Source organism: Tannerella forsythia (assembly GCF_003860135.1).
GTDB lineage: Bacteria > Bacteroidota > Bacteroidia > Bacteroidales > Tannerellaceae > Tannerella > Tannerella forsythia_A.
In genome coordinates this window covers 1-22,511 of the sequence record NZ_RQYN01000045.1, presented here as the reverse complement: position 1 = coordinate 22,511, position 22,511 = coordinate 1, and the positions used below count along the sequence as shown (strand labels likewise).

Annotated in this window: 16 protein-coding genes; 10 read left to right on the top strand and 6 right to left on the bottom strand. The window is 47.3% G+C overall.

What is annotated here, in order from left to right; genetic code table 11:
- Positions 1-365: 365 nt before the first annotated feature.
- The 6 genes from EII41_RS10705 to nadB form a co-directional block, all read right to left on the bottom strand.
- On the bottom strand, positions 366-1,565 hold the full coding sequence (locus EII41_RS10705) for an FN3 domain-containing metallophosphoesterase family protein (RefSeq protein WP_260425558.1): 1,200 nt from the start codon (positions 1,563-1,565) through the stop codon (positions 366-368).
- Positions 1,555-3,228 (bottom strand): RagB/SusD family nutrient uptake outer membrane protein, encoded by a 1,674-nt coding sequence (locus tag EII41_RS10700; RefSeq protein ID WP_124790571.1) that lies wholly within the window; start codon positions 3,226-3,228, stop codon positions 1,555-1,557. The genes EII41_RS10705 and EII41_RS10700 overlap by 11 nt, the downstream gene beginning before the upstream one ends.
- A gap of 12 nt (positions 3,229-3,240) precedes the next feature.
- The gene (locus EII41_RS10695; protein ID WP_124790570.1) at positions 3,241-6,534 is read right to left on the bottom strand and encodes a TonB-dependent receptor; all 3,294 of its coding nucleotides are present in this window, start codon (positions 6,532-6,534) and stop codon (positions 3,241-3,243) included.
- 197 nt (positions 6,535-6,731) lie between these two features.
- The gene (locus EII41_RS10690) at positions 6,732-7,730 is read right to left on the bottom strand and encodes a FecR domain-containing protein (RefSeq protein WP_124790569.1); all 999 of its coding nucleotides are present in this window, start codon (positions 7,728-7,730) and stop codon (positions 6,732-6,734) included.
- 71 nt (positions 7,731-7,801) lie between these two features.
- Positions 7,802-8,395, bottom strand: coding sequence for an RNA polymerase sigma-70 factor (locus EII41_RS10685; RefSeq protein WP_124790568.1), 594 nt, complete (start codon positions 8,393-8,395; stop codon positions 7,802-7,804).
- 28 nt (positions 8,396-8,423) lie between these two features.
- Positions 8,424-9,992: an L-aspartate oxidase gene (nadB, locus tag EII41_RS10680; protein ID WP_124790573.1), complete on the bottom strand. Its 1,569-nt coding sequence runs from the start codon at positions 9,990-9,992 to the stop codon at positions 8,424-8,426.
- A 173-nt stretch (positions 9,993-10,165) separates the two neighbouring features.
- Between nadB and EII41_RS10675 the strand changes: the two genes are divergently transcribed.
- The 10 genes from EII41_RS10675 (at position 10,166) to EII41_RS10630 (ending at position 22,196) form a co-directional block, all read left to right on the top strand.
- Positions 10,166-10,945: a DUF4271 domain-containing protein gene (locus EII41_RS10675; protein WP_124790567.1), complete on the top strand. Its 780-nt coding sequence runs from the start codon at positions 10,166-10,168 to the stop codon at positions 10,943-10,945.
- Complete coding sequence (locus tag EII41_RS10670) at positions 10,942-11,712, top strand: uroporphyrinogen-III synthase (protein ID WP_185711443.1); 771 nt, start codon at positions 10,942-10,944, stop codon at positions 11,710-11,712. Before EII41_RS10675 ends, EII41_RS10670 begins: the two co-directional genes overlap by 4 nt.
- On the top strand, positions 11,699-12,112 hold the full coding sequence (locus EII41_RS10665; protein ID WP_124750632.1) for a ribonuclease P protein component: 414 nt from the start codon (positions 11,699-11,701) through the stop codon (positions 12,110-12,112). Before EII41_RS10670 ends, EII41_RS10665 begins: the two co-directional genes overlap by 14 nt.
- Complete coding sequence (yidD, locus tag EII41_RS10660) at positions 12,094-12,318, top strand: membrane protein insertion efficiency factor YidD (RefSeq protein ID WP_124750633.1); 225 nt, start codon at positions 12,094-12,096, stop codon at positions 12,316-12,318. The genes EII41_RS10665 and yidD overlap by 19 nt, the downstream gene beginning before the upstream one ends.
- A gap of 49 nt (positions 12,319-12,367) precedes the next feature.
- Complete coding sequence (locus EII41_RS10655; RefSeq protein WP_185711896.1) at positions 12,368-12,976, top strand: TatD family hydrolase; 609 nt, start codon at positions 12,368-12,370, stop codon at positions 12,974-12,976.
- A gap of 539 nt (positions 12,977-13,515) precedes the next feature.
- A complete protein-coding gene (locus EII41_RS10650) occupies positions 13,516-14,844 on the top strand; it encodes a hypothetical protein (RefSeq protein ID WP_124790565.1) in 1,329 nt (442 codons plus the stop codon).
- Between the two features lie 40 nt (positions 14,845-14,884).
- Positions 14,885-15,886: an SPFH domain-containing protein gene (locus EII41_RS10645; protein WP_124790564.1), complete on the top strand. Its 1,002-nt coding sequence runs from the start codon at positions 14,885-14,887 to the stop codon at positions 15,884-15,886.
- 20 nt (positions 15,887-15,906) lie between these two features.
- Positions 15,907-16,164, top strand: a complete 258-nt coding sequence (locus EII41_RS10640; RefSeq protein WP_124790563.1) for an outer membrane assembly protein — start codon at positions 15,907-15,909, stop codon at positions 16,162-16,164.
- Positions 16,165-17,177: 1,013 nt separating this feature from the next.
- A complete protein-coding gene (locus tag EII41_RS10635; RefSeq protein WP_124790572.1) occupies positions 17,178-20,426 on the top strand; it encodes a SusC/RagA family TonB-linked outer membrane protein in 3,249 nt (1,082 codons plus the stop codon).
- A gap of 12 nt (positions 20,427-20,438) precedes the next feature.
- Positions 20,439-22,196, top strand: coding sequence for a RagB/SusD family nutrient uptake outer membrane protein (locus tag EII41_RS10630; protein ID WP_124790562.1), 1,758 nt, complete (start codon positions 20,439-20,441; stop codon positions 22,194-22,196).
- The last annotated feature ends 315 nt before the right edge of the window (positions 22,197-22,511 follow it).

Here is a 22,511-nt window from a genome sequence, read left to right as displayed (position 1 = left end):
ATCGGTCTTTGTCCATGCTGATATCAAAGTTAGTAATTATTGAATTATTAACAAACGCACAAATGTACGACCATTAAATAATGGTAAACGCCGAACTGTGTATCGCGTAATTGGGGATTAATTGATTGGCATTCTAATAAATTGTATATTGGGGAAATGTTAGGTCTTTTGATTTAAACTAATTCTATTGAATTGGTTAAGGATTTCTTTTGTTTAAATTGAATATGGGGCTTTTTTTAACTGCAAAGGTCTATATTCGTGCGGAAAACAAAAAGGCGGACGATTGAGGAGGAGGACGGAAATACGAAGTTAGGGGAAAATATGTTACTTCAGCTTCTTTGCTCATAAAGCAACAAGAAAAGAGCCTATTTGGCCGTATATGTTTTATCAAAAGACACTTTTCCGTCAAGTTCATATACTTTTATATTCATTTCTTTTTCGTTTACGGTAACTGTGACACAAGAGTTGTTGGAATTGACAAGTATCGGAAATTTGAAATGCTCCGAAGGTTCCTGATATAAATGACGGTGAAGATGACCACAGATCATCATGTCAATACCGACGTTGTTAAGCAGAGGAACGAATTTATGCATTACCTCTCGACTACCATGCCAAGCATTATCCATCGGGAGCGGAGGAATATGCGCGATAACCACTTTGAATGGCGACTGCATGTACTCTTCTGAGAGCAAGACCTTCTTAAGCCATTCGGCCTGCTCGGATCGATACGTGTCATAGTCCGTTATCCCGGCATATTCAATATCGTTGTCGGGCTTGTCTTCGCCGGTATCCAGTATAATAAAGAATACAGGACCTTGTCGGAATGTGAAATAAAGATGTGGCTCGTATGGAGAAAAATAGTCTTGAAAATGAATGGCAAATTCGCCTCTTGTCTCATGATTCCCTCGTGCATAATATAGTGGAGTCTCCTTTGCAAAGGATGCAATGCTTTCGTCCATGAAACCAGTAAAGATGGTTTCCTTGTCTGTAAATTCCGACACCATATCGCCGTTAAAGATGACGGCATCCTTATCATTTATACCTGCATGGTGCAACAAGGGAGAAATAAGATTCTCCCTGTTGTGCACATCATTGAGTATGACAAACGAGGCGCTTTTCTGGTTGCGATCGTTTGTTTTAAACGTCAAAGGTTTACGTCGATAGACATCGGTCGAAGCGACATCTCCATAGTATACGTGAGTACGATGACGTCCGGTTACCTCCTGCGCAAGAATGCGATAGCGGTAAGCCGTGCCCGGATTTAATCCGGATAATCTGACGATATGAAGTGTCGATACATTTTTTAATCCTGCTTTCGTGTCGAAGTATTTTCGACGATCAGCCGCATAAAAATGCGAACCATCGTCAGGAGCAACTTCTACCCATCCGATAGAAAGCTCGTCTGTTTCCCATGCAACCGTTACTTCTGTTTCCTTCATGTTTTGCAAATACGGCCCATGAGTGATCTGAATGTTTTGGCTATAAGCCGAGATGGGGCATAGCAACAGCGTAAGCAGGATAAAAATGATTTTTTCCGTCATGCCGAAAGATAAATTATTTCTCATAGCCCGGTGTCTGTTTCAGTTTCGGATTCTTGTCTATCTCGGATTGAGGGATAGGAAGATATCGCTGATAATCTTCAAACTTACGTGATTCGATGAGCCGGTCGGCTTTATTGGCTTCGGTCGGTAATGTTTGTATAAACCGCATATCTACATCATCCTTCGCATAATCTATGGTACCGATCATTCGATAGAGAGGGCCATTCATAACCGTTTTAGCCACGAGTTGTCCGTTTTCATCTTTCCAACGAACGATGTCTGGCCGACGGAAACCTTCTCCGGCCAGTTCGATTGTCCGTTCGCGTCTGACTAACGAACGAATTTTACCGAGCGTATTGTATTTGTTTCGGTCTGTCTTTATCTGGCCTCCCCGCTGCCGCAGTAAATCAATCAAATCGAGAGCCTCGTCCAAGTTTTCGTTCAGCTCTACATTGCATTCGGCAATCGTCAGCAAGACTTCGGCATAACGAAAGAAGATAGGACAAAGATTATCATTATTCAGTGCCGGAGAATACTGTGAAATAGGAGCTGCATATTTTGCGAAAGTCAGACCGGTTTTTGAAGCATTATCTGCCGCCAGATAATGGTCGTAATTCTTTTTGCCGTTTACTTTTTTGTCTACTGTGTTAATAATCCGTTGTTTGCCATCGGCTCCGATCCAATTCATACCGGGGTAGATGATGGTTTTGGAAAGACGAGGGTCACGGTTCTTAAAAGGGTGTACCGGATCGTATCCGGAACCTGCTTCATCAGGCATCAATCCATTATTCATTTCAAACATATTCACCAGATTCAGAGTGGGCACCCAAGATGCCCATCCGCCATCCTGATTGTTAAACATACGAATGGCATTAGTGAATTTGTAAGTGTTCTGAATATGTTGGTAAGCATAAATAATCTCTTTCGAATTTTGTCCTGCGATGTTAAATATCGATAGAAAGTCAGGATCCAGCTCATATTGCTGTAGCGCGACGATGGCTCGTGCAGCCTGACGAGCTTCAGCATAATTACCCCAGTAAAGATTGGCCCTCATCTTTATAGCCAATGCCGTACCCTTGGCAATCCGCCCTTTTTGCGATGGCGCGTCGTTCAAATCGGCAATGGCCGCGTCCAATTCGTCAAAGACAAATTTTCGGACTTCTTCTTCCGTGTTTCTGGGCACTTGTGCATCCTCGGATACATTCGGAGTCTGCGTGATCAGGGGTACTCCACCATACCAGAAGCAGAGTCGGAAATAATACCACGCTCTGATGGTACGAATTTGCGCGATCAAGTCTTTTTTGATCGTTTCACTTGCAAAAGGCACCTCTTCAATATTTTCAAGAAACAGGTTGCACCGATTAATAGTCACATATTTGTAATACTGCACGGCATGGGCTGGTGTCGTCGTACCATTTCCAACATAAGCATAGTTCCTTGTTCGTGTGTAATTATAGCCAATATCGGACATGGTGTCATCAAAGAAAATAATTGATGAACCTTGGGCATTGTCAACCCAGTTATCATAGCATGCTGTGGCCGCTTGTTGTGCATCAGTCTCTGTTTTCCAAAAGGTCGCGGGTGTTAACTGATCTTTCGGAGTCAGATCGAAGAATCCGTCGCATGACGAACAGGCTAACCCTATTCCGGATAATATGATTATTTTAAATAATTCAGATGATTTCATAATGTGTGCTTTTTAAAATGTTAAATGGATACCAAAAGAGTGCGTCTTTACATTTGGATAAATGTAACCGTTTCCGTCTGGCGTTTCAGGGTCTACGTTCAGATCGAGGTTGTCGAAAGTGAATATGTTTTCGGCGGAATAAAAGATTCTTGCTCTGCTGATCCCTATTTTGCTCAGAATGTGTTTCGGAAAATTATATCCTAGTTGGATATTTTTAATCCTCAGGTAATTTGTGGAAACGCACCAGAAGCTCGAACGAATACCCGGATGACTGGCCGATGTTTTTCCTTCGGAAACACGGGGCCACGTACCTCCCGGGTTCTTGTCAGACCATGATTTATCTAACCATACGGTTGAAGGATGAGAAGTATCGCCTGTGAAATCACCAGTCAGTGTTTCGGAGAAATAACGACTTGCGTCGACCACTCCTTGAAAAAGAAGAGAAAAGTCAACGGTATTCTTCCAACTTGCGAATAATTTTCCTCCAAAAGTGAATTTGGGGAATCTCGATCCGATGATGTCTCGATCGGCAGGCGTCAGCTTACCATCTCCGTTTACATCCTTAAAACGTAAGTCTCCGGCCATAAATTTGCGTCCGAAAGGATTCCCATATTTTTGAGTATAAGCATCGGCTTCTTCTTTGCTCTGGAATAATCCCTCTGCCACATAACCGTAATAGGAGTGATAGGGCCTGCCTACTTTATTGATGTAATAATCATCGATCATCTCATCAACACCCCCCAGATTAAGAATCTCATTTTTGTTATAGGCAAAATTTGCATCTACTCCCAAATTCCAGTCCCGAAGATTCTGATTCCATCCAAAAACCACTTCGACACCACTGTTTCTCACCGATCCGATGTTGTCTTTATACGGGTCTACTCCGAAAGTACCGGGAACAGGAACATTCATGATGATGTCTTTTGTTGTACGTCGGTAGACATCTGCACTTAACGAAAAATGTCTCAGAAACAACAAGTCTAATCCGATGCCGGCATTTGTTGTCGTTTCCCAACTAATCGAAGAAAGTTTTTGGGCTGTTTTTGTCACTCCTGTATTCAGAGAATTGTCGAACGGATAGTTTTTTCCGATGGCATAGGTAACCAGCCAGGGGTAATAGTCCGTCAAGGCATCTTGGTTTCCCAGTTGTCCCCATGAGGCTCTTATTTTGAGAGATTGTATCCAATCTTCCGCCGGCTTCATAAATGACTCTTCCGAGATACGCCAGCCGGCAGAAAACGAGGGGAAATATCCCCAGCGGTTGTCGGCGCTGAAACGGGATGACCCGTCCGCACGTAAATTGACTTCGAACAGATAGAGTCCTTTATAGTCATAGTTGATCCGTCCAAAACCGGACATCAGCCCCAACTCACGTGAATAACCGCTGTTTGTCTGTGTCGATGCTGTACCGGCATCCATATCGGTCAGATTATTATTGGGAAATGTTGTCCTGCTACCGGTTAAGTTCGTAAACTTATATTTTTCGGCTTTGTATCCTAATAAAATTTTTAAGTTATGTGCCCCGAACGATTTCTCATAATTGCCCAAACCATCAAAAGAAGCTCTGTTCCACAGATTGATGTACTCGTAAAGTTCATTCGGACCATGATAACCTATTTTATAGTGAATATCTTTCATGAATCGCTTGACGTTTTGAACATTCGATATATAGGCTACTTGTCCTGTCAGTTTTAAGCCCTCTGTCACCTTCCAGTCCGCAGCGATAATACCCGAAAAATTTTGATTCTTATATCGGATTCGCTCATTAATATCGAGCCATGCAATCGGGTTGCCGTCTCCAATCGAACCATACGATCCGTCCTCATATTTATAGGGAATCCATGGGGCAATACGAAACAGTTGGCGCACAATTCCTCCCGATAAGCTGCTCACAGCATATGACGGTATAGGCTCCGAACGGTTATTGCGAATGTACGACATGCTTGAACGGACGGATACATTCTTCGACAGCTGAACATCCAAGTTTGAACGTAAATTAAATTGTTCACGATCACTGTTCCGCAGGATACCTTCCTGCGTTAAATAACCGGCTGATATCATGTACTTAGCCTTGTCATGTCCACCCATGACGTTTACATTATGTTTTTGTATCATACCCGTTCCAAAAGCCATACCGACCCAATCAGTATTGGGATAATTATAAGGATCCGATCCGTCACGGAATTTCTGTATTTCTTGTTCGGTGAATCGAGGACTCTTTCCGGCCGAGGTCAATGCTTGGTTATATAAGGTTGCGTAGTCGGCTGAACTCATTTCGTCCAAAAGGGTTACCGCGTTCTGAATACCATATGAACCATTATATGAAACGACCGGTTTGCCCTCCACACCTCGTTTGGTGGTGATAAGGATGACACCGTTTGCGGCTTTCGAACCGTAAATAGCGGCTGATGCCGCATCTTTTAGGATGGATATAGATTCGATATCGTTCGGATCGATTTGGTCGATGGTTCCTGTCTCTATCCCGTCGACAAGGATATAGGGATTCGAATTGTTTAACGTACCTTTGCCCCGAATCTGGAACGACGCACCGTCGGCACCCGGTTTACCGGAGGCCGTTAATGCCGTGACTCCGGGAGCTAACCCTTGTATTCCTGCTGATAAAGAAGTGATCGGCCGGTTGTCCAGTTCTTTCCGGGATACACTTGATACGGCTCCGGTCAAGTTTATTTTCTTTTGTGTTCCGTAGCCTACGACCACCACTTCTTCGAGGGCTTGCATATCTTCCGAAAGGGTGATATTAAATACCGACTGACCGTTTATCGCGATTTCGAGCGTGTGATAGCCGATAAAAGAAACAACCAAGACGGCTTTTTCAGGAACATTTAACGCGAATGTCCCATCCGCATCGGTGATCGTACCGTTCGCGGGGTTTGCTTTCTCGATCACATTTGCTCCGATAATCGGCTCGCCCTGTATGTCCGATACTTTTCCCGTGATGCGCTTTGAGGGTGGTGACGCAGCAGCGGCATCGGCCGGTGGCGTGTTGTCTTTGTACAATACGATATGTTTGTCGTTAATCGTATAATTCACGTTTTGTCCGGCAAACATCTCATCAAGCACATCGGTTATCAGACGATTCTTGACATGGACGGAGATTTTCCTTGCGGCTTCGATCTGTGTCGAGTTATACGTGAAATAAAAATCGCTTTTCCGCTCAATGACGGACAGGACTTCTCGCACGGTCGCATCGTTCATCTCTAACGATAGCCGTACCGACTGCGAATACGAAAGATTCGCTATGGCCTGTAAGGTGCCGAGTAGCCAAAAAAGTACAATACATCTCATGATTATCAGACTTTTTCCGGGCCATGAAACTGCTGTTGGTTCATTGCCCGTGTTGTTTTTCGTGTAAAAGTTCATACATTTGTAATTGATTAATGAATAATATTTTGCTTGTCAACAATGTTATTGAATGAATCGGAACCGGAGATGTTGCCGCATTTCCGGTTTCTTTTTACGCTTTTGTTTTTCTCATAGGCACTTCATTTTTTTACGGTTATCATTTCGATGGTTCCATCGTTCAGTTTCTTGTAGTCTAACTGTCGCGTTTCTTTCAGCAGAGACAAGACTCGCTCCAGCGAATCCGTCTCACGGAAATGGCAGGTGTATGTGTCATCGGCCGACAACGGATTGCGTATCCGTATCCGCACGCCGAAACGACGCTCCAAGCTCTTTGTGATTTCTGTCAGCGGTTGTTCCACGAAATACAGTTCGCCGTCTATCCATGAATGGGTTAGTTCCGCATCCACATTTTCGGTCAGTACCCATCCTTCTTGTTCGGAATACGAGACTTGCTCATTGGGTTTCAACATCACCTGATAGTCCGTATCGACGGACGAGACTTGTACACTACCTTCCGCTAGAGTGACTATGGCTCTCTCTTCGGGATAAGTTTTCATACAGAACTTCGTACCTTTCACTTCAACATACATCCGGTCGGACTGTACCACAAAGGGCTTGTCGGCATCATGGGCTACCTCGAAGAACGCTTCTCCAATGAGAGAAACCGGTCGGTTTTTTTCTCCAAAGGCCGACGGGTAGGACAATGTACTTCCCGCATTCAGCCAGACTTTCGTTCCATCCGAAAGAAGCAGTGAGGCACGCTGTCCGACAGGTACTTCGATGGTGTTCATGGCGAGGTATGGCCTCTTGCTCCGTAACAAATCATATCCGTTTACGGCCAACAATCCCGCAAGCACAATGGCGGCTGCATACTTCAAAAAAGCGGAAATCCTCCATCGTTTACCTTTGGTGTCGGGTAACGCGCGACGGTTAACCCGCGACAGAAAGCGGCGATACGATCGTTTAATTTCCTGTTCGTCCGAAAAACGCAGCTCATCTTTTAGACTCCACAAGTGCTCCATTTCATATAGCCAGTCGGCATGAGCGGGATCAGCCGCAACCCACCGGTCAATGCTCTTGAGCTCTTCGGCCGAGCATTGCTTCGTCAGAAACCGCACCAACAGTTGTTCGTTCATCATTTGTTTTTTAGGCTTGTAAAAAGAAGACAACCGAACGACTCCGGACTACGTACTCCGAAACGCCGAAAAAATCAAAATATGTTGTAAAACATATACAATGTGGTCAGTATATGTCGCAGTTTGCTGCGGAGAAAAGTCAGTGCCGCGTGGATATGGCCTTCGACTGTGCGTGGCGAGATTTTCATCATGGCTGCCACCTCTTTATGGCTCATATTCCGATAATAACATAACCGAAAAGCTTCGGCGCGTTTGGGGGGGAGTTTTTTTACAGCCAGCTCAATCGTTTCGAGCAAATCCTCGTCTATTAACCGACGCGGCAGATCATTCGTATTCAGCTGACGATCCCAGTAGGTCTTACGCGCTTCGGCCAAGCGCATCTGTTCTTCGTATGCTTCGACGACTGTCTGATGACGCAGCCAGTTCAGACAGTTGTTTTGCAACCATTTGAACAGAAACGAATAGATGTTGTCTGCTTGTATCAAATGCTTACGCTCCCAATACGAAGTGAAAACATCCTGCGTCAGGTCTTCGGCCGTCTCCTCATCGACAAACCGGCATGCCAGCGCCTTAAGCTTCGGGTAGAGAAAGGCGAAAAAGTCACGGAAGGCATCGGGATCTCCCTGCCTCACTTTCTCAATATCGATTTTCGGCCTTTCTGTTTTCATGATATATCGTAGGAAGCAGCCTTCCGGTCTATTGCTTCGGAGGATAGTCGATATTATAATGCAGCCCCCGGCTCTCCTTGCGCTCCATTGCTTGGCGCATAATAAGATATCCTACATTGATCATGTTTCGCAGCTCGCAGATATCGCGTGAAGCGACGGAGCGTTTGAAAAGACTCTCTGTTTCTTCGTACAGAATATCGAGTCGTGTCCATGCCCTCTTCAAGCGTAGGTCGGAGCGGACAATCCCGACGTAGGTCGACATAATCTGTCCCACTTCCTTCAGGTTCTGCGTAATCAAAACCATCTCTTCGGGCGATCGGACGCCCTCATCGTTCCAGTCGGGGATATTTTCCTGATAATCGAGCGATGCGATCAGTTCGACGGAATGCTTCGCCGCCGCGTCGGCATAGACGACGGCCTCGATCAGAGAATTGGAAGCTAAACGATTGCCCCCATGGAGGCCGGTGCAGGCGCATTCTCCTACCGCATACAGGCGTGCGATGGAGGAGCAGGCATTTTGATCTACCTGAATGCCGCCGCAGAGGTAATGAGCTGCCGGAGCGACCGGAATATATTCTTGGGTGATGTCGATGCCCAGTCCTTTGCACCGCTCGTAGATGTTCGGAAAATGCTTTTTCGTGGCTTCCGCGTCCTTGTGCGTAACATCGAGGTAGACATGCTCGTCGCCACGGTTTTTCATTTCGTTATCGATCGCTCGCGCTACGATGTCGCGCGGGGCGAGGGACAGACGAGAGTCGTAACGTTCCATGAACTCTTTCCCGTCGAGGGTACGCAGAACGGCGCCGTAACCACGCATGGCCTCCGTGATGAGGAACGATGGGCGGTCGCCCGGATGATAGAAGGCCGTCGGGTGGAACTGGACGAACTCCATATCCTTGACTGTGCCTTTCGCGCGGTAGACCATCGCAATACCGTCACCCGTGGCCACGAGCGGGTTTGTCGTAGTCTGATAGACCGCACCGATGCCTCCCGTAGCCATCAGGGTCACTTTCGAGAGGAACGTGTCGATCCGTCCCGTAGCCATATCCATGATATAGGCGCCGTAGCAGGCGATGTCCGGTGTCTGGCGTGTGACCGTCACGCCCAAATGGTGCTGTGTCAGGATCTCGATCGCAAAATGATGTTCGTAGACCGTGATGTTCGGATGGCGTTTGACCGCACGGATCAGGCTGGCTTGAATCTCCGCTCCGGTACTGTCTTTATGGTGCAGGATACGCGATTCCGAATGGCCGCCTTCCTTGTGCAGGTCGAAATTCCCTTTTTCGTCTTTGTCGAAATCTACACCCCAGCTAATCAATTCTTCGATTTGGGCGGGTGCCTCACGTACCACCTTCTCGACGGCCGAACGGTCGCTCATGAAATCGCCTGCAATCATCGTATCTTCGATATGTTTCTCGAAGTTATCGACCAGCAGGTTTGTTACCGATGCCACCCCGCCTTGGGCGAAAAACGTGTTCGTCTCTTCCAGCCCGGACTTGCATACCAGAGCCACTTTGCCTCTCGGAGCGACTTTCAGCGCAAAGCTCATACCGGCTATCCCGGCGCCGATCACCAAAAAATCATGTTTCTTTACCATCATTATATACGGTTTTCGACCGACAAAGGTAAGAAACTGTTTCGATTTTTTTCCGGTTGTTTTTTCTTCATTTCAGGCGATGGGGCCTGATATGGTCTCTTATCTTTCATGTTGTTGAAAAACATTGTTATGTGCATTAGACGAAGGAGAAGGCGTGCGTAATTAAGAACGGAATGATTACCTTTGTCCGCGCAAAAGAAGATAAGGAAAGAGATAAACGGATGGAGAGCGAGATTTTTGAAGGGTATATCGGGGTCGGTCTCGACTATGGCCGACATATAGACGACATCATTTTTATTATGATGCTCATCTTTCTTGCGATCTTTTCAATTATTTTTCGCATATTTTATCCGCTTATTTGGAAGATGATGCGAGGCTTGTTGTCTGTTAGAGAGCGACAGAACCTGTTCGAGACCTCCATGAAAAAAAATCTCTTTTTCAAGGCTTTCATGAAGTTCCAGATGTTGTTCTTATGCACGATCTTCTTCTATTTGCTTGTTGGGGAGGGCGGATATGTGCGGCTGAACGATTTTGGACCAGCGTTCCTGCTGATAGGAATTCTTTTTATCGTGCTCTATGTTTACTACTTGCTCAAACAAGGAATCTATGCAATCTATGGACAGGCGTTTAGCCAGGAGGATAAGTATAGTCTTTGGCGAAATGGCTATCATTCCCTATCCTATATATGGGGTACGTTGCTCTATTTTCCTACGTTCTGGTTGCTCTTTGACAGGCAACATACCGTCTACATCCTGATGCTCTACCTTGCGCTTTACATCCTCTATCGTATAGCACTTGCTTACACAACTATTCGTATCTTTTATAATAAAAATACAGGGTTTTTATTTTTAAGTTCGTACCTTTGCGCCCAAGAAATTATACCCTTGTTATTCGTTTACGAAGGATTGAATTATTTGCATAACAATATTGATACAAGTTCTTTATGGCATTGAGTATTAAGAAGCTTCTGGTCTCGCAACCTAAACCCACGTCGGAAAAATCTCCTTACTTCGACATTGCTGAAAAATATGGAGTCGACATTGATTTTCGCCCGTTTATCAAAGTAGAGCCGTTGACAGCAAAAGAGTTCAGACAACAACGAGTCGCGATACTCGATTACAGCGCGGTAATTTTTACGGCACGTACAGCCATCGATCATTTCTTCCGTCTTTGCAAAGAGATGAGAATCACCGTTCCGGAAACGATGAAATATTTCTGCATGACCGAAACGATTGCTGTTTATCTCCAAAAATACATCATCTATCGCAAACGCAAGGTCTTCTACGGCCAAAGCGGTAAGATGGATGATTTGATTACCATCATCGGTAAGCACTCGAAAGAGAAATATTTGTTGCCGGTATCCGATATTCATAAAGATGATTTGACGACAGTGCTTGATACGAAAAAGATTGCCTATAAAACGGCTGTTATGTATCGGACCGTCAGCAACGAGTTCGACAAAGATGAAAAATTCGATTACGATATGCTCGTGTTTTTCAGTCCTTCGGGTATCACGTCGCTGATGAAGAACTTCCCGAAGTTCAAACAGAAGAATATCCGCATCGGATGTTTTGGGCCGACGACTGCCAAAGCCGCCGTTGATGCGGGGCTTCGACTCGATGTAGAAGCGCCCACCCCCGAAGCTCCATCCATGACAGCCGCCCTCGAACAATATCTGAAGAAGGAACTGGGTAACGGCAAGAAGAATGCAAGTCGCTGAAAAAAAGCGATTCCCGAAAAACGAGCGCCTGACGCTGAGAAAAGATATTGAGCAGCTTTTTGAGAAAGGACAGGCTTTTGTGGCATACCCCCTAAGGGTCGTTTACATGTCGGGCACGGTGCGGAATGATGCCGTGCCGGGCATTTCTATTTTAGCGGGTGCGCCTAAGAAACGAATCAGGCAGGCTGTGTCGCGCAATCGAGTTAAACGTCTTATACGTGAGGCGTATCGTCTGAACAAAGGCGAACTTTTTGACGCTTACAGGCAATCCGGAAAATTCTTACACATTGCTTTCATGTACGTAAGCAACGAGATTTGTACGTATACGGATATGGAAAAGGCGGTCAGAAAAGCCTTGGATATCATCCGGAAAAAAGAGGTATGCTCCGACGCTTGCTGACGAATATCCTGCTTCTTCCGGTCTACTTTTACCGGTATTGTATTTCGCCTCTGACACCGGGCAGTTGCCGTTACACGCCTACCTGCTCCGAATATACTGTTCAGGCGCTTAAGAAACACGGCCCATTCAAAGGCCTGTGGCTTGCCTTGAAGCGGATTTTCCGTTGTCATCCTTGGGGAGGAAGCGGATACGATCCCGTTCCTTAGCCGTTTTGATCTTTTCGTGATGAGGTATTTCGATATTCATACACACCGAATGACTCAAGGACCGAACGAGGAGGCTGTTTTCAACCTCGATTTACGAGCTTCATTCGAACTCCGTTCTGACCGGCTCTACTCTGCCGGTATTCACCCGTGGTATGTCAATGCCAGGCAGTGGGAAGTCCTGAAGAAATGGGTATCGCATCCTCGGGTTGTCCTTGTTGGCGAAGCGGGATTAGACCGGCTGGCACTCACGCCTTCCGGCATTCAGGAAGATTTTTTTATCCGGCAGATAGAACTCTCGGAAGAAACAGGCAAGCCTCTTATTATTCATTGTGTCAAGGCGTGGGATGAGCTGCTCCGCATCCGACGGATCATCCGTCCTGTTATGCCATGGATTATCCACGGATTCCGCGGCAAGAAGCAACTGGCCGAACAGCTTTTGGGTGCCGGTCTATACCTTTCTTTCGGAGTACGTTACAATCCCGAGGCGCTTCACTCCGCGTGGGCGGCAGGTCGTCTTCTGCTCGAAACCGACGAAAGCCCTGTTCTTATCCACACGCTCTATCGGCAAGTGGCCGAAGAACTTCAAATTACAGAAGCGCTTCTTGGTCAAACGATAGAGAGTATTTTTATCACCTTGATTAGTCGTTCGGTATCATAGGGTTGCCGGAATCGTATCGTTCGATCATTAGCATCTCCTACGCATTTGAACCCAAATTCCGCGATACACAGTTCGTCGTTTACCATTATTTAATGTTAATTGTCAATGGTTAATTGTCAGTTATCAATGGTTATTTTCCGGGTACACAGTTCGGCGTTTTCCATGCTTGCCCCCTTTGAAGGGATGACATCCCCCTTGGCTCCGCTCTTCCCCCCCTTTGAAGGGGGGCAGAGGGGGATGTTCAGCCGGCCAACAACTCAACAAATAAACAATTCAACAACTCCCCCCCGAAGGGCATACAAGGGCTGAAAGCCCGAATTATTTCAGCCCCATCCCGCAAGGGGGGGGGATCGACATCCGGACCTTGTTCGCAGAGCTGAAGGCCTGAATGATATTCATTCTTATTTGTTCTATCGCGTAATCTGGGTTGAACGGTTTTCTTGCAAGATGAGATCGTCCTGTTATGCTTGTGTGCTTATTGACTTCCAAAGCATGTAAAGATTTTTTTTGTAAGTTTGCATGAAATATTTATATCGAAAATGGCCAAGCGAATTAAGGTGATAAAATGTCCGCAATGTGGCAGTACGAAGGCAAAAGAATTACGCACCGATCATTATCAATGCAGGAGCTGTTATACGGAGTTTTTTATTGACAGTGATGATATCAATATTTTCCATAAGTATGACAGCCCTTTAGGTGATTTAAATAAGATAAACACCAAACGCATATTTGCAGGCATAGCTATTGTTGTCTCTTTTTTTATTTTCTTTGGAGTCTTCACCAATGTCTTCTTACAGAAATCGTCATTTGATCATTCTCCTTCGAGTCTTCCCGTCAAAATAGAAGAAAAAGAAGTTGTTTCCTGGGACAGGGTTTACGAATTCAAGGGATTCGCCAATGCAATGGACGAAGGTATGATACTCGTTATCGGCACCAGAGGATCAAAAAAAGAATATTCCGTATTAGGTAAGAAGCAATTGTTCTACGGTATTTATCAGGCTGTCGACGAAAAAGAAATCTCGATTCAGCCGGTAGCAGGTCTGGGCGAAATTGAAATATCCGACACAGACATAAAATTGTTTGAAAATGGTGATATTTATACGATTATCAACAAAAAGAAACTTTTTAAATTGAATCGCGCGACGTATGAACTCGAAGAGATTCTCTTTGAAACGTTGAATTTTCCCGAACTGGCCAAAGGGGTTTACGAAATTAAATTTGCATACGATGGCGATGGTTTCAAGGTGGTGAATGAGTTGGGTAAAGAGTTGTATTATTACCCCATAATCAATCAAGTTTTCGGTCAAGAGATGCTTTATAAGATGCTCCCCAGAAAAACATTCGATGCCCGAAAAAAGGTCGCATTTCAATTTTCTTATCCCTCCGATTACTTTCCCGACGAAAAAATACAATTGATCCGGTATGATTATTGGCAACAAATCGGATATCCTACCGATATGCCTCGTTTTGCATGGACAAAAGACTTCGGAGGATCGGGAATTTTTACCGAAAGTTCTCCTTATCGGAAGGTGCTCGTATTACCTTATACCGCGGAAATGTCACGATTGATTTCATTTCATGATTTTACTCCCGACCGCGATTATATCTCGGGAAAGGTTTGGGCCTATGACGACAGCGAGGTGTTGATTTCATTCCAACCCACCCTCTCGGGGAATAGTATCATACAGCTGCTCGATGCTGAGACGGCAGCCATCAAGTGGACAAAGCCGGCCGATATGGACTATCTGCTCAGTGAAGATGTCGTTAAGGTGAAAGGAGGATATCTCTTTACTGCGAATAAAGAGTCTTGGTTATTCAATACGCAAAACAAAGAGAGCGTATATATCAAGTGGAATTTCGATCATTAGTGCGACAATATCAATGATGTAGATCATAAAAAAAATAATTATGAGCTTTTTGAATATTTTCAACAATCAACTCTCAAGAGTCATCCGGTGGGAGAATGCGAATCCTGGAATACTTTGGTACAAATATCCGCATAAACGCGATGAGATCATCAACGCGAGCAAACTCATCGTAGCCCCCGGGCAGGGGTGTATGTTGGTGTATGAAGGGCAAATGGCCGATATAATCGAGAATGATGGGATATTCAATCTCGCAACCGACAACCATCCTTTCATTACAACCCTTTCGAAACTCCGGCAGAATTTCGAAAGCGAACATAAGCTGGCGATTTATTTTTATCGCAAAGCTCAAATACTCAACCAGCCTTGGGGTACTTCCTCTCCGATTAAATTTATCGACAACGAGTATAAAATCCCGGTTGAATTGGGTTTAAACGGTAATTTTTCGTACCGGATAACGAATCCGAAATTCTTTTTCGCGGAAATAACCGGCAGTCGCGATGAACTTCAAGCCAGAGAGATGAGCAGGATCATTACGGAACGCATTTTACAACTCATTGCGAACGTCATTCACGAAAGAAGATATTCATATATCGAAATTGACGGGCATATCGATGATATGGCAGGCGAAGTGGCCAAGAAAATCAATGATGAGTATGACCTTCTCGGGCTGCAACTAACCGATTTTCGGATTGAAGGCACCCAATTCGACGAACAGACGCAGGCAAGAATCGCCCGTGTGGCAGACATCTCGGCCGATGTGAAAGCTGCCGAACAGGCAGGATTGAGCTATGTCGAACTCGAAAAATTGCGCGCCTTGCGGGATGCCGCCCGTAACGAAGGGGGATTGGCCGGTGCCGGACTACAACTTGGCGTCGGTATGGAGATAGGAAAAAAATTCAACGAGCAAACCGACAGTTACCTGTCGGCGAGCAACACCGACATAGCCGAAAAACTACGTAAACTCAAAATCCTGTTAGACGAAAAAATGATCACGCAGGAAGATTACGATGCAAAGAAACAGGAATTGTTAAGTCAATGGTGAAATCAATTAATTATTAAAGAATGAAATATATTATCGGAACGATTGCTGTGGCATGCATCCTTTGTACGGCTGCCTTTTTCTCTTTAGAGCTTTGGGGAATTGAAAATCCCGTTACGTTTGAACAACTGCAAAAAGGGTTGAAAACGGCCATGATTATCGGGGTAACATCGATCTTATTGCTGATCGTGATCCCTTTTTTCTTTAAAAATAACGGGAATGGGTATGATCGAACGAAGGGGAATGTAGCCAAGCCGAAAATAGGACAGGGAAAACAATAGCGCTCCGTACTCATCTGGGTATCTCGTCCTGTCATGGCATTACATCCGAGAAGTCATGTTATGGAAACAAAAAATTGTCTGTATATCAAGCGATCGCGTTCTCGATCACTGCGCGTTGGAAATTCGGGCTATCAATAAGATTTTTTGTCGTGGAGTGTGGGTGAAAAATGCTTGACGAAGCATGGCGGGGGCGCATCTCTCCCTCTCACACATATTGCGTGAATGTAACCATTTCTTTCATCTCCGTGTAATACCCTTCTTGCGACTATGCGATGCGAAAATGAACCCAAATTATGCGATACACAGTTCGGCGTTTACCATTATTTAATTGTCAATTGTTAATTGTCATACCGGGTACATGATTCGGCGTTTACCATGCATAACAATTGACCATTGACAATTGGAATATGTCAGGCTTACAGCCCTCCGCCGAGGGACTGCCTTGTTTCCCCAACGCTTCGCTTCGCTCCACATTGGGCTGAATTATTTTGCCCTTTCAGGGCTTTTGCAGCAATCATCCTTCAGCGTTCAGCCGGCCAACAACTAAACAAATAAACATCTCAACAATTCAACAACTCACCGCCTCTGCGGGGTTTACGAGGGCTGAAAGCCCGGATTATTTCAGCCCTATCCCGCAAGGGTGGGGGATCGACATCCAGACCTTGTTCGCAGGGCTGAAGGCCTGAATGAAATTCATGCTTATATTTTCTATTGCGGAATCTGGGAATGAAAGCAAAAAGGATCGGAGGTCTTTTGATGTCCTTTATTCAGGATAAAAAAAGATGAAAATATTTACAGGAAATGCGAGGGGTTTGTATGAAAAAAATATATCTTCGCCTCGTTTTATGAATAATTTTTAAAATACAATGCCAATGAAAAAAGAAAAATGAAACAGGGAGAGACCGATTCTCCGACATGAAAAATGCGTTTTTATTAATCATTTATGATGTATCATGGAAAAATATACAAAGTACAAACATTTCATTTCAAGCTTATATGTTGCAGGGGTGATCATGCTTTCTCCTGCTGATTTTTACGCGGCGCCTCTTTTTCTTTCTCCGGGAAATGAACAGGTTACGCAGCAAACAACGATGACCGTTTCGGGTGTCGTTCGCGATGAGAAAGGCGAGCCGGTGATTGGGGCTAATGTCGTGGAACGGGGCACTACGAACGGTACGAGCACCGATGTAGACGGTCGTTTCTCGATCCGCATACCTTCCGACGCGATGTTGGAAGTTTCATTCATCGGGTACGTGACACAAACCGTTTCCGTAAAGGGCAAGACTTCACTGAATATCGTGCTGAAGGAAGATGCGCAAGGGTTGGAGGAAGTCGTGGTTGTCGGTTACGGTACACAGCGGCGCATCAACCTTACCGGCGCCGTGGAGCAGGTGACGAGCGAAGTCTTTGACAATCGTCCGATGACGAACGTGACGCAGGGCTTGCAAGGCGCCGTTCCGAATTTGAACATCACGCTGGCCGACGGCAAGCCGATGCGCAGCTCGAGTTTTAACGTGCGCGGCACGACTTCGATCGGGCAGGGGGGCGCGGCGCTTGTGCTGATCGATGGGGTAGAGGGCGATCCTGCGATGCTCAACCCGAACGATATCGCGAGCGTTTCCGTCTTGAAAGATGCGGCTTCGGCAGCCATTTATGGGGCTCGCGGGGCGTTCGGCGTCGTGCTCATTACGACGAAGAATCCGAACAAGGAACGTACTTCCGTCACTTATTCGGGCAACTTCTCCGTCAAGTCGCCGACTGTGGTTCCCGATATGCTGACTGATACCTACGAGTATGCCACGCGATTTGTCGAAGCCTATTCGGCTTGGTACGACTATGCCCGGATGCCTTCGAAATTCCACAAAGCCGTGAAATATACGGACGACTGGTATAAGGAGATGGCTAAGCGCCGTCCCGGATCGGGCGCGCCCGAAGTAGAGACGGATGCCGCCGGGAATTATCTGTACTATGGCAATACGGACTGGTATGATCTCCTGTATAAAAAGCAGTTCTATGCGCAGGATCACAACGTGACGGTGCAGGGCGGAAACGACAAGGCGGATTTTATGGTGTCGGGACATTACTACGGACAAGACGGGCTGTTCCGCTACAACAGCGACGATTACAGCATCATGAACGTCCGGGCGAAAGGCTCGGCACAGATATTCAAATGGCTGAAGGTCGAGAACAATATGGAATTTTCGCAGATGGCGTACCATAATCCGCTGACGGTGGCCGACGGAAACGTCTGGTACGGTCTGGAGAGCGAAGCCGAGCCGATGAGCCCGCTACTCAATCCCGACGGAACCCTGACGATGGCGGCGGCGTATAGTGTCGGCGATTTTTACTACGGTAAGAACGCGACGGACTACGACAATCGTATCTTACGCAGCACCACCTCGTTCACCGCCTCTTTCCTCGATAATTCGTTACGTGTCAAGGGCGATTTAACATACCGGAACACCGACAACACCAGCAAGACGAAGCGTGTGCCGGTACCTTACAGCTCGAAACAAGGCGTGATTTCGTATCTGGGATCGTCGACGAACGACTATCAGAAAGTACATTCGACGAAGAAGTATCTCGCGGCCAATCTTTATGCCGAATACGAGAAGAAGTGGTACGACGCTCATTACCTGAAAGGCATGATCGGCTACAACTACGAGCAATCCGTCTACAATTCGTTGCACACAAGGCGCAACGGGTTGATTTTCGAAGATGCCGACAACATAAATATGGCCAACGGCGAAGGCATCACGATCTCCGGCGATTACGAGAAATGGCGTATCGCAGGCGGGTTCTTCCGTTTCAACTATGCGCTCAAAGACCGTTACCTGCTCGAAGTGAACGGACGGCTCGACGGCTCGTCGAAGTTCCCGACCGACCAGCAATGGGGATTCTTCCCTTCCGTATCGGCCGGATGGAGGCTCTCGGAAGAACCGTTCTGGAAGGTGAGTAAAGAAGTGCTTTCCGATGTGAAGCTGCGCGCTTCGTACGGTTCGTTGGGCAACGGTAACATCCGTTCGTATGCGTATCGCGAACTGTTTCATATCTACCGCATGTCGCGCCTGATCGAAGGGAAGCTCAATCAGGCCACTTCGCATCCGTCCATCATCCCGAACGAGTTGACATGGGAAACGGCCACGACGGCTAACGCCGGGCTGGATTTCAGCCTGCTCGACGGCCGGATGCGTTTCTCGGGCGATTACTACGTGCGCAAGACGAAAGATATGTATACCGTCGGCACCACGCTCCCCGCCGTGTTCGGAGCCGCTACGCCGAAAGGTAACTACGCCGATATGACGACCCGGGGATGGGAGCTGACGCTTAACTGGAACGACCGCCTGACGCTCGCCGGCAAACCGTTCTCGTACGATGTGCGGCTGACACTGGCCGATTATACTTCGACCATCGACCGGTACAACAATCAACAGAAGCATCTGGGAGATTATTACGAGGGCATGACCGTCGGCGAGGTATGGGGCTACGTCACGGAAGGATTCTTCAAGTCGGAAGAAGATGTCAAATCGCATGCCGACCAGTCGCTCTACTATGCTTCGAACTCGAAGAAGTGGTTACCCGGTGATATCAAGTTCAAGGATTTGAATCAAGACGGCGTGATCAATTACGGCACGAATAAGGTCGATGATCCCGGCGATCGCAAAGTGATCGGTAACACCACGCCGCGTTATACGTACAGCATCCATCTTGGTGCCGACTGGAACGGTCTGTTCGTCTCCGCCTTCTTGCAGGGCGTGGGCAAGCAGGACTGGTGGCCCGGTACGGACAACGCGCTGTTCTGGGGACAATACAACCGTCCGTACAACAACATTCCCCGGTCGATGCTCGGCGAAATTTGGTCGGAAGAGAATCCGGACACGTATTTCCCCCGTTATCGCGGATATACGGCGTTGCAGGGCACGCGTGAGCTGTCGGTCGTACAGACGCGTTATTTGCAAAATGTCGCGTATCTGCGCCTGAAGAATGTGCAGATCGGATACAACTTTCCCAAACGTCTGACCGAGAAAGTCAGGATGCAACAGGCAAGGCTCTATCTCTCGGCCGAGAATCTATGGACTTGGTCGCCTCTCTACAAACGCACGAAAAACTTCGACGTGGCTACGATCTACGGCGAAGACGCCGAGGCCAAGAATATGGTTAACGCCGCCGGAGGCACGAACTCCATCATTCAGGGGGGAGGCAAGTCATACAGCTATCCGGTACTCAAAAGTGTAAGTGTAGGTTTATCTGTCACCTTTTAAAATAAACGAACGATGAAAAAAATAACATATACGATCATGTGTTCGCTCGCCTTCTTATGGGCGTGCGATATGGAAGAACTTCCCAAGGCGACCGTTTCGAAAGAGCCGGTGTTCCGGACCGAAACGGGACTGAAAATGTACACGAACTCGTTCTACAATGAATTACCCGCGTATACGGTGCGCAACACCACCTCGTACTACATTGCCACGAACGAAGTCGTCAAATATCTGACCGAAAACGGATTTAGCGCCGAAGAAAGCTCCGGATGGCATTGGGGGACGTTGCGCAACATCAACTATTTCATTGTAAACTGCAACAGTGCGGCTGTGCCGGTGCGTACCCGGAATCATTACCTCGGCATCGCGCGTTTTTTCCGGGCGTATTTCTACTTCGGGATGATGCAGCGCTTCGGCGACCTGCCCTGGATCAACCGTCCGCTCGAAGTGAACGACGAACGCTTGTATGCCGGACGCGACAGCCGTACCCTGATTGTCGACTCCATCAAGGCCGATCTCGATTTTGCCATCGCCCATATCCTCAAGGAGCGTGACGAGACGTGTTCCACCATTACGCGAACGGTCGCCGCGGCGTTTAAGTCGCGCGTCTGTCTGTGGGAAGGCACGTTCCGCAAGTATCATACCGAAGCGGGCTTGACGGCATCGGCCGGCGCGTGGCTCAAAGAAGCCGAAGAAGCCGCGCGCATCGTGATGAAAGCGGGATATCGCGTCTACACTGCCGACGGCGTAGAACGTTCCTACCGCAAGCTCTTCGTGACGCAAAAGCCCGTGGCAGACGAGGTGTTGTATGCCGTTACTTTCGACGGTAAACTGGGCGTCGCACATTCCGGCAACCGCGGATGGACGTCCGTCACCTTCGGAGTATGTCCCAGCTTGACACGCGCTTTCGTCCATACGTATCTGATGCGCGACGGGACACCTTTCACGGCCAGAGCCGATTACCGAACGACCTCCTTCGTCGAAGAGTGCAAAGACCGCGATACCCGTCTGGCGCAGACCATCCGCACGCCCGGATTCACGCGTATCAGCGGAGGCGAGGCCGTGCCGACCGCGCCGGATTATGCCTATGCCATCACCGGATACCATACGTGCAAGTTTACGCTCGACGATACGCAGTACGACAATGTCGATATCTGCGACAACAACGTACCGCTCTTCCGCTATGCCGAGGTGTTGCTCAACTATGCCGAGGCCAAAGCCGAGCTGGGAACGCTCACCGACGAGGATTGGAAAACGACCGTCGGGGCGTTGCGCGCCCGTGCCGGCATCACCGGAGGACTGGATCAGAAACCGACCGTGCCCGATCCGTACCTGCAAAGTCGCTTCTTCCCCTCCGTCTCGAATCCGGAGATTCTCGAGATACGCCGTGAACGCGCCATCGAACTTTCGTTCGAAGGGTTCTCGTGGGCCGACATCTGCCGCTGGAAAGCCGGCGAAGCCGCTACGAAGGTTTGGGACGGGATTTATATCCCGGAGCTCGATGTGCCTTACGATATGAATGGCGACGGTAAACTTGATGTATGCTTCACGCTTAACCGCAAGCCCCGGAAAGTGCCCGGCGTATATTACCTCTACGTCGGGAAAACGCTCGAAAACGGAGCCAACAACAACACGCAGCTTGCTGACGACGGACATACGCTCGTCTTCATGAAAGATCAGAAACGCACATGGAACGATAAACTCTATTTCTATCCCATCCCTGCCAACGATTTGGTGATGAATCCGAATCTGAAGCAGAATCCGGGTTGGTAATCTTTCCCGGCCCCCGCCCGCGATGGGCGCAAAGAGCGGAAACCGAGTATCCGGCATTCAAACAGCTGTTTTTGTTCTGGAAACTGAGTATCCGGCATTCAAACAGCTGTTTTTACTCTGGAAACTGAGTATCCGGCATCCAAACAGCTGTTTTTGCCCTGGAAACTGAGTATCCGGCATTCAAACAGCTGTTTTTGCTCCGGAAACTGAGTATCCGGCATTCAAACAGCTGTTTTTACCCTGGAAACTGAGTATCCGGCGTTCAAACAGCTGTTTTTGCTCTGGAAACTGAGTATCCGGCATTCAAACAGCTGT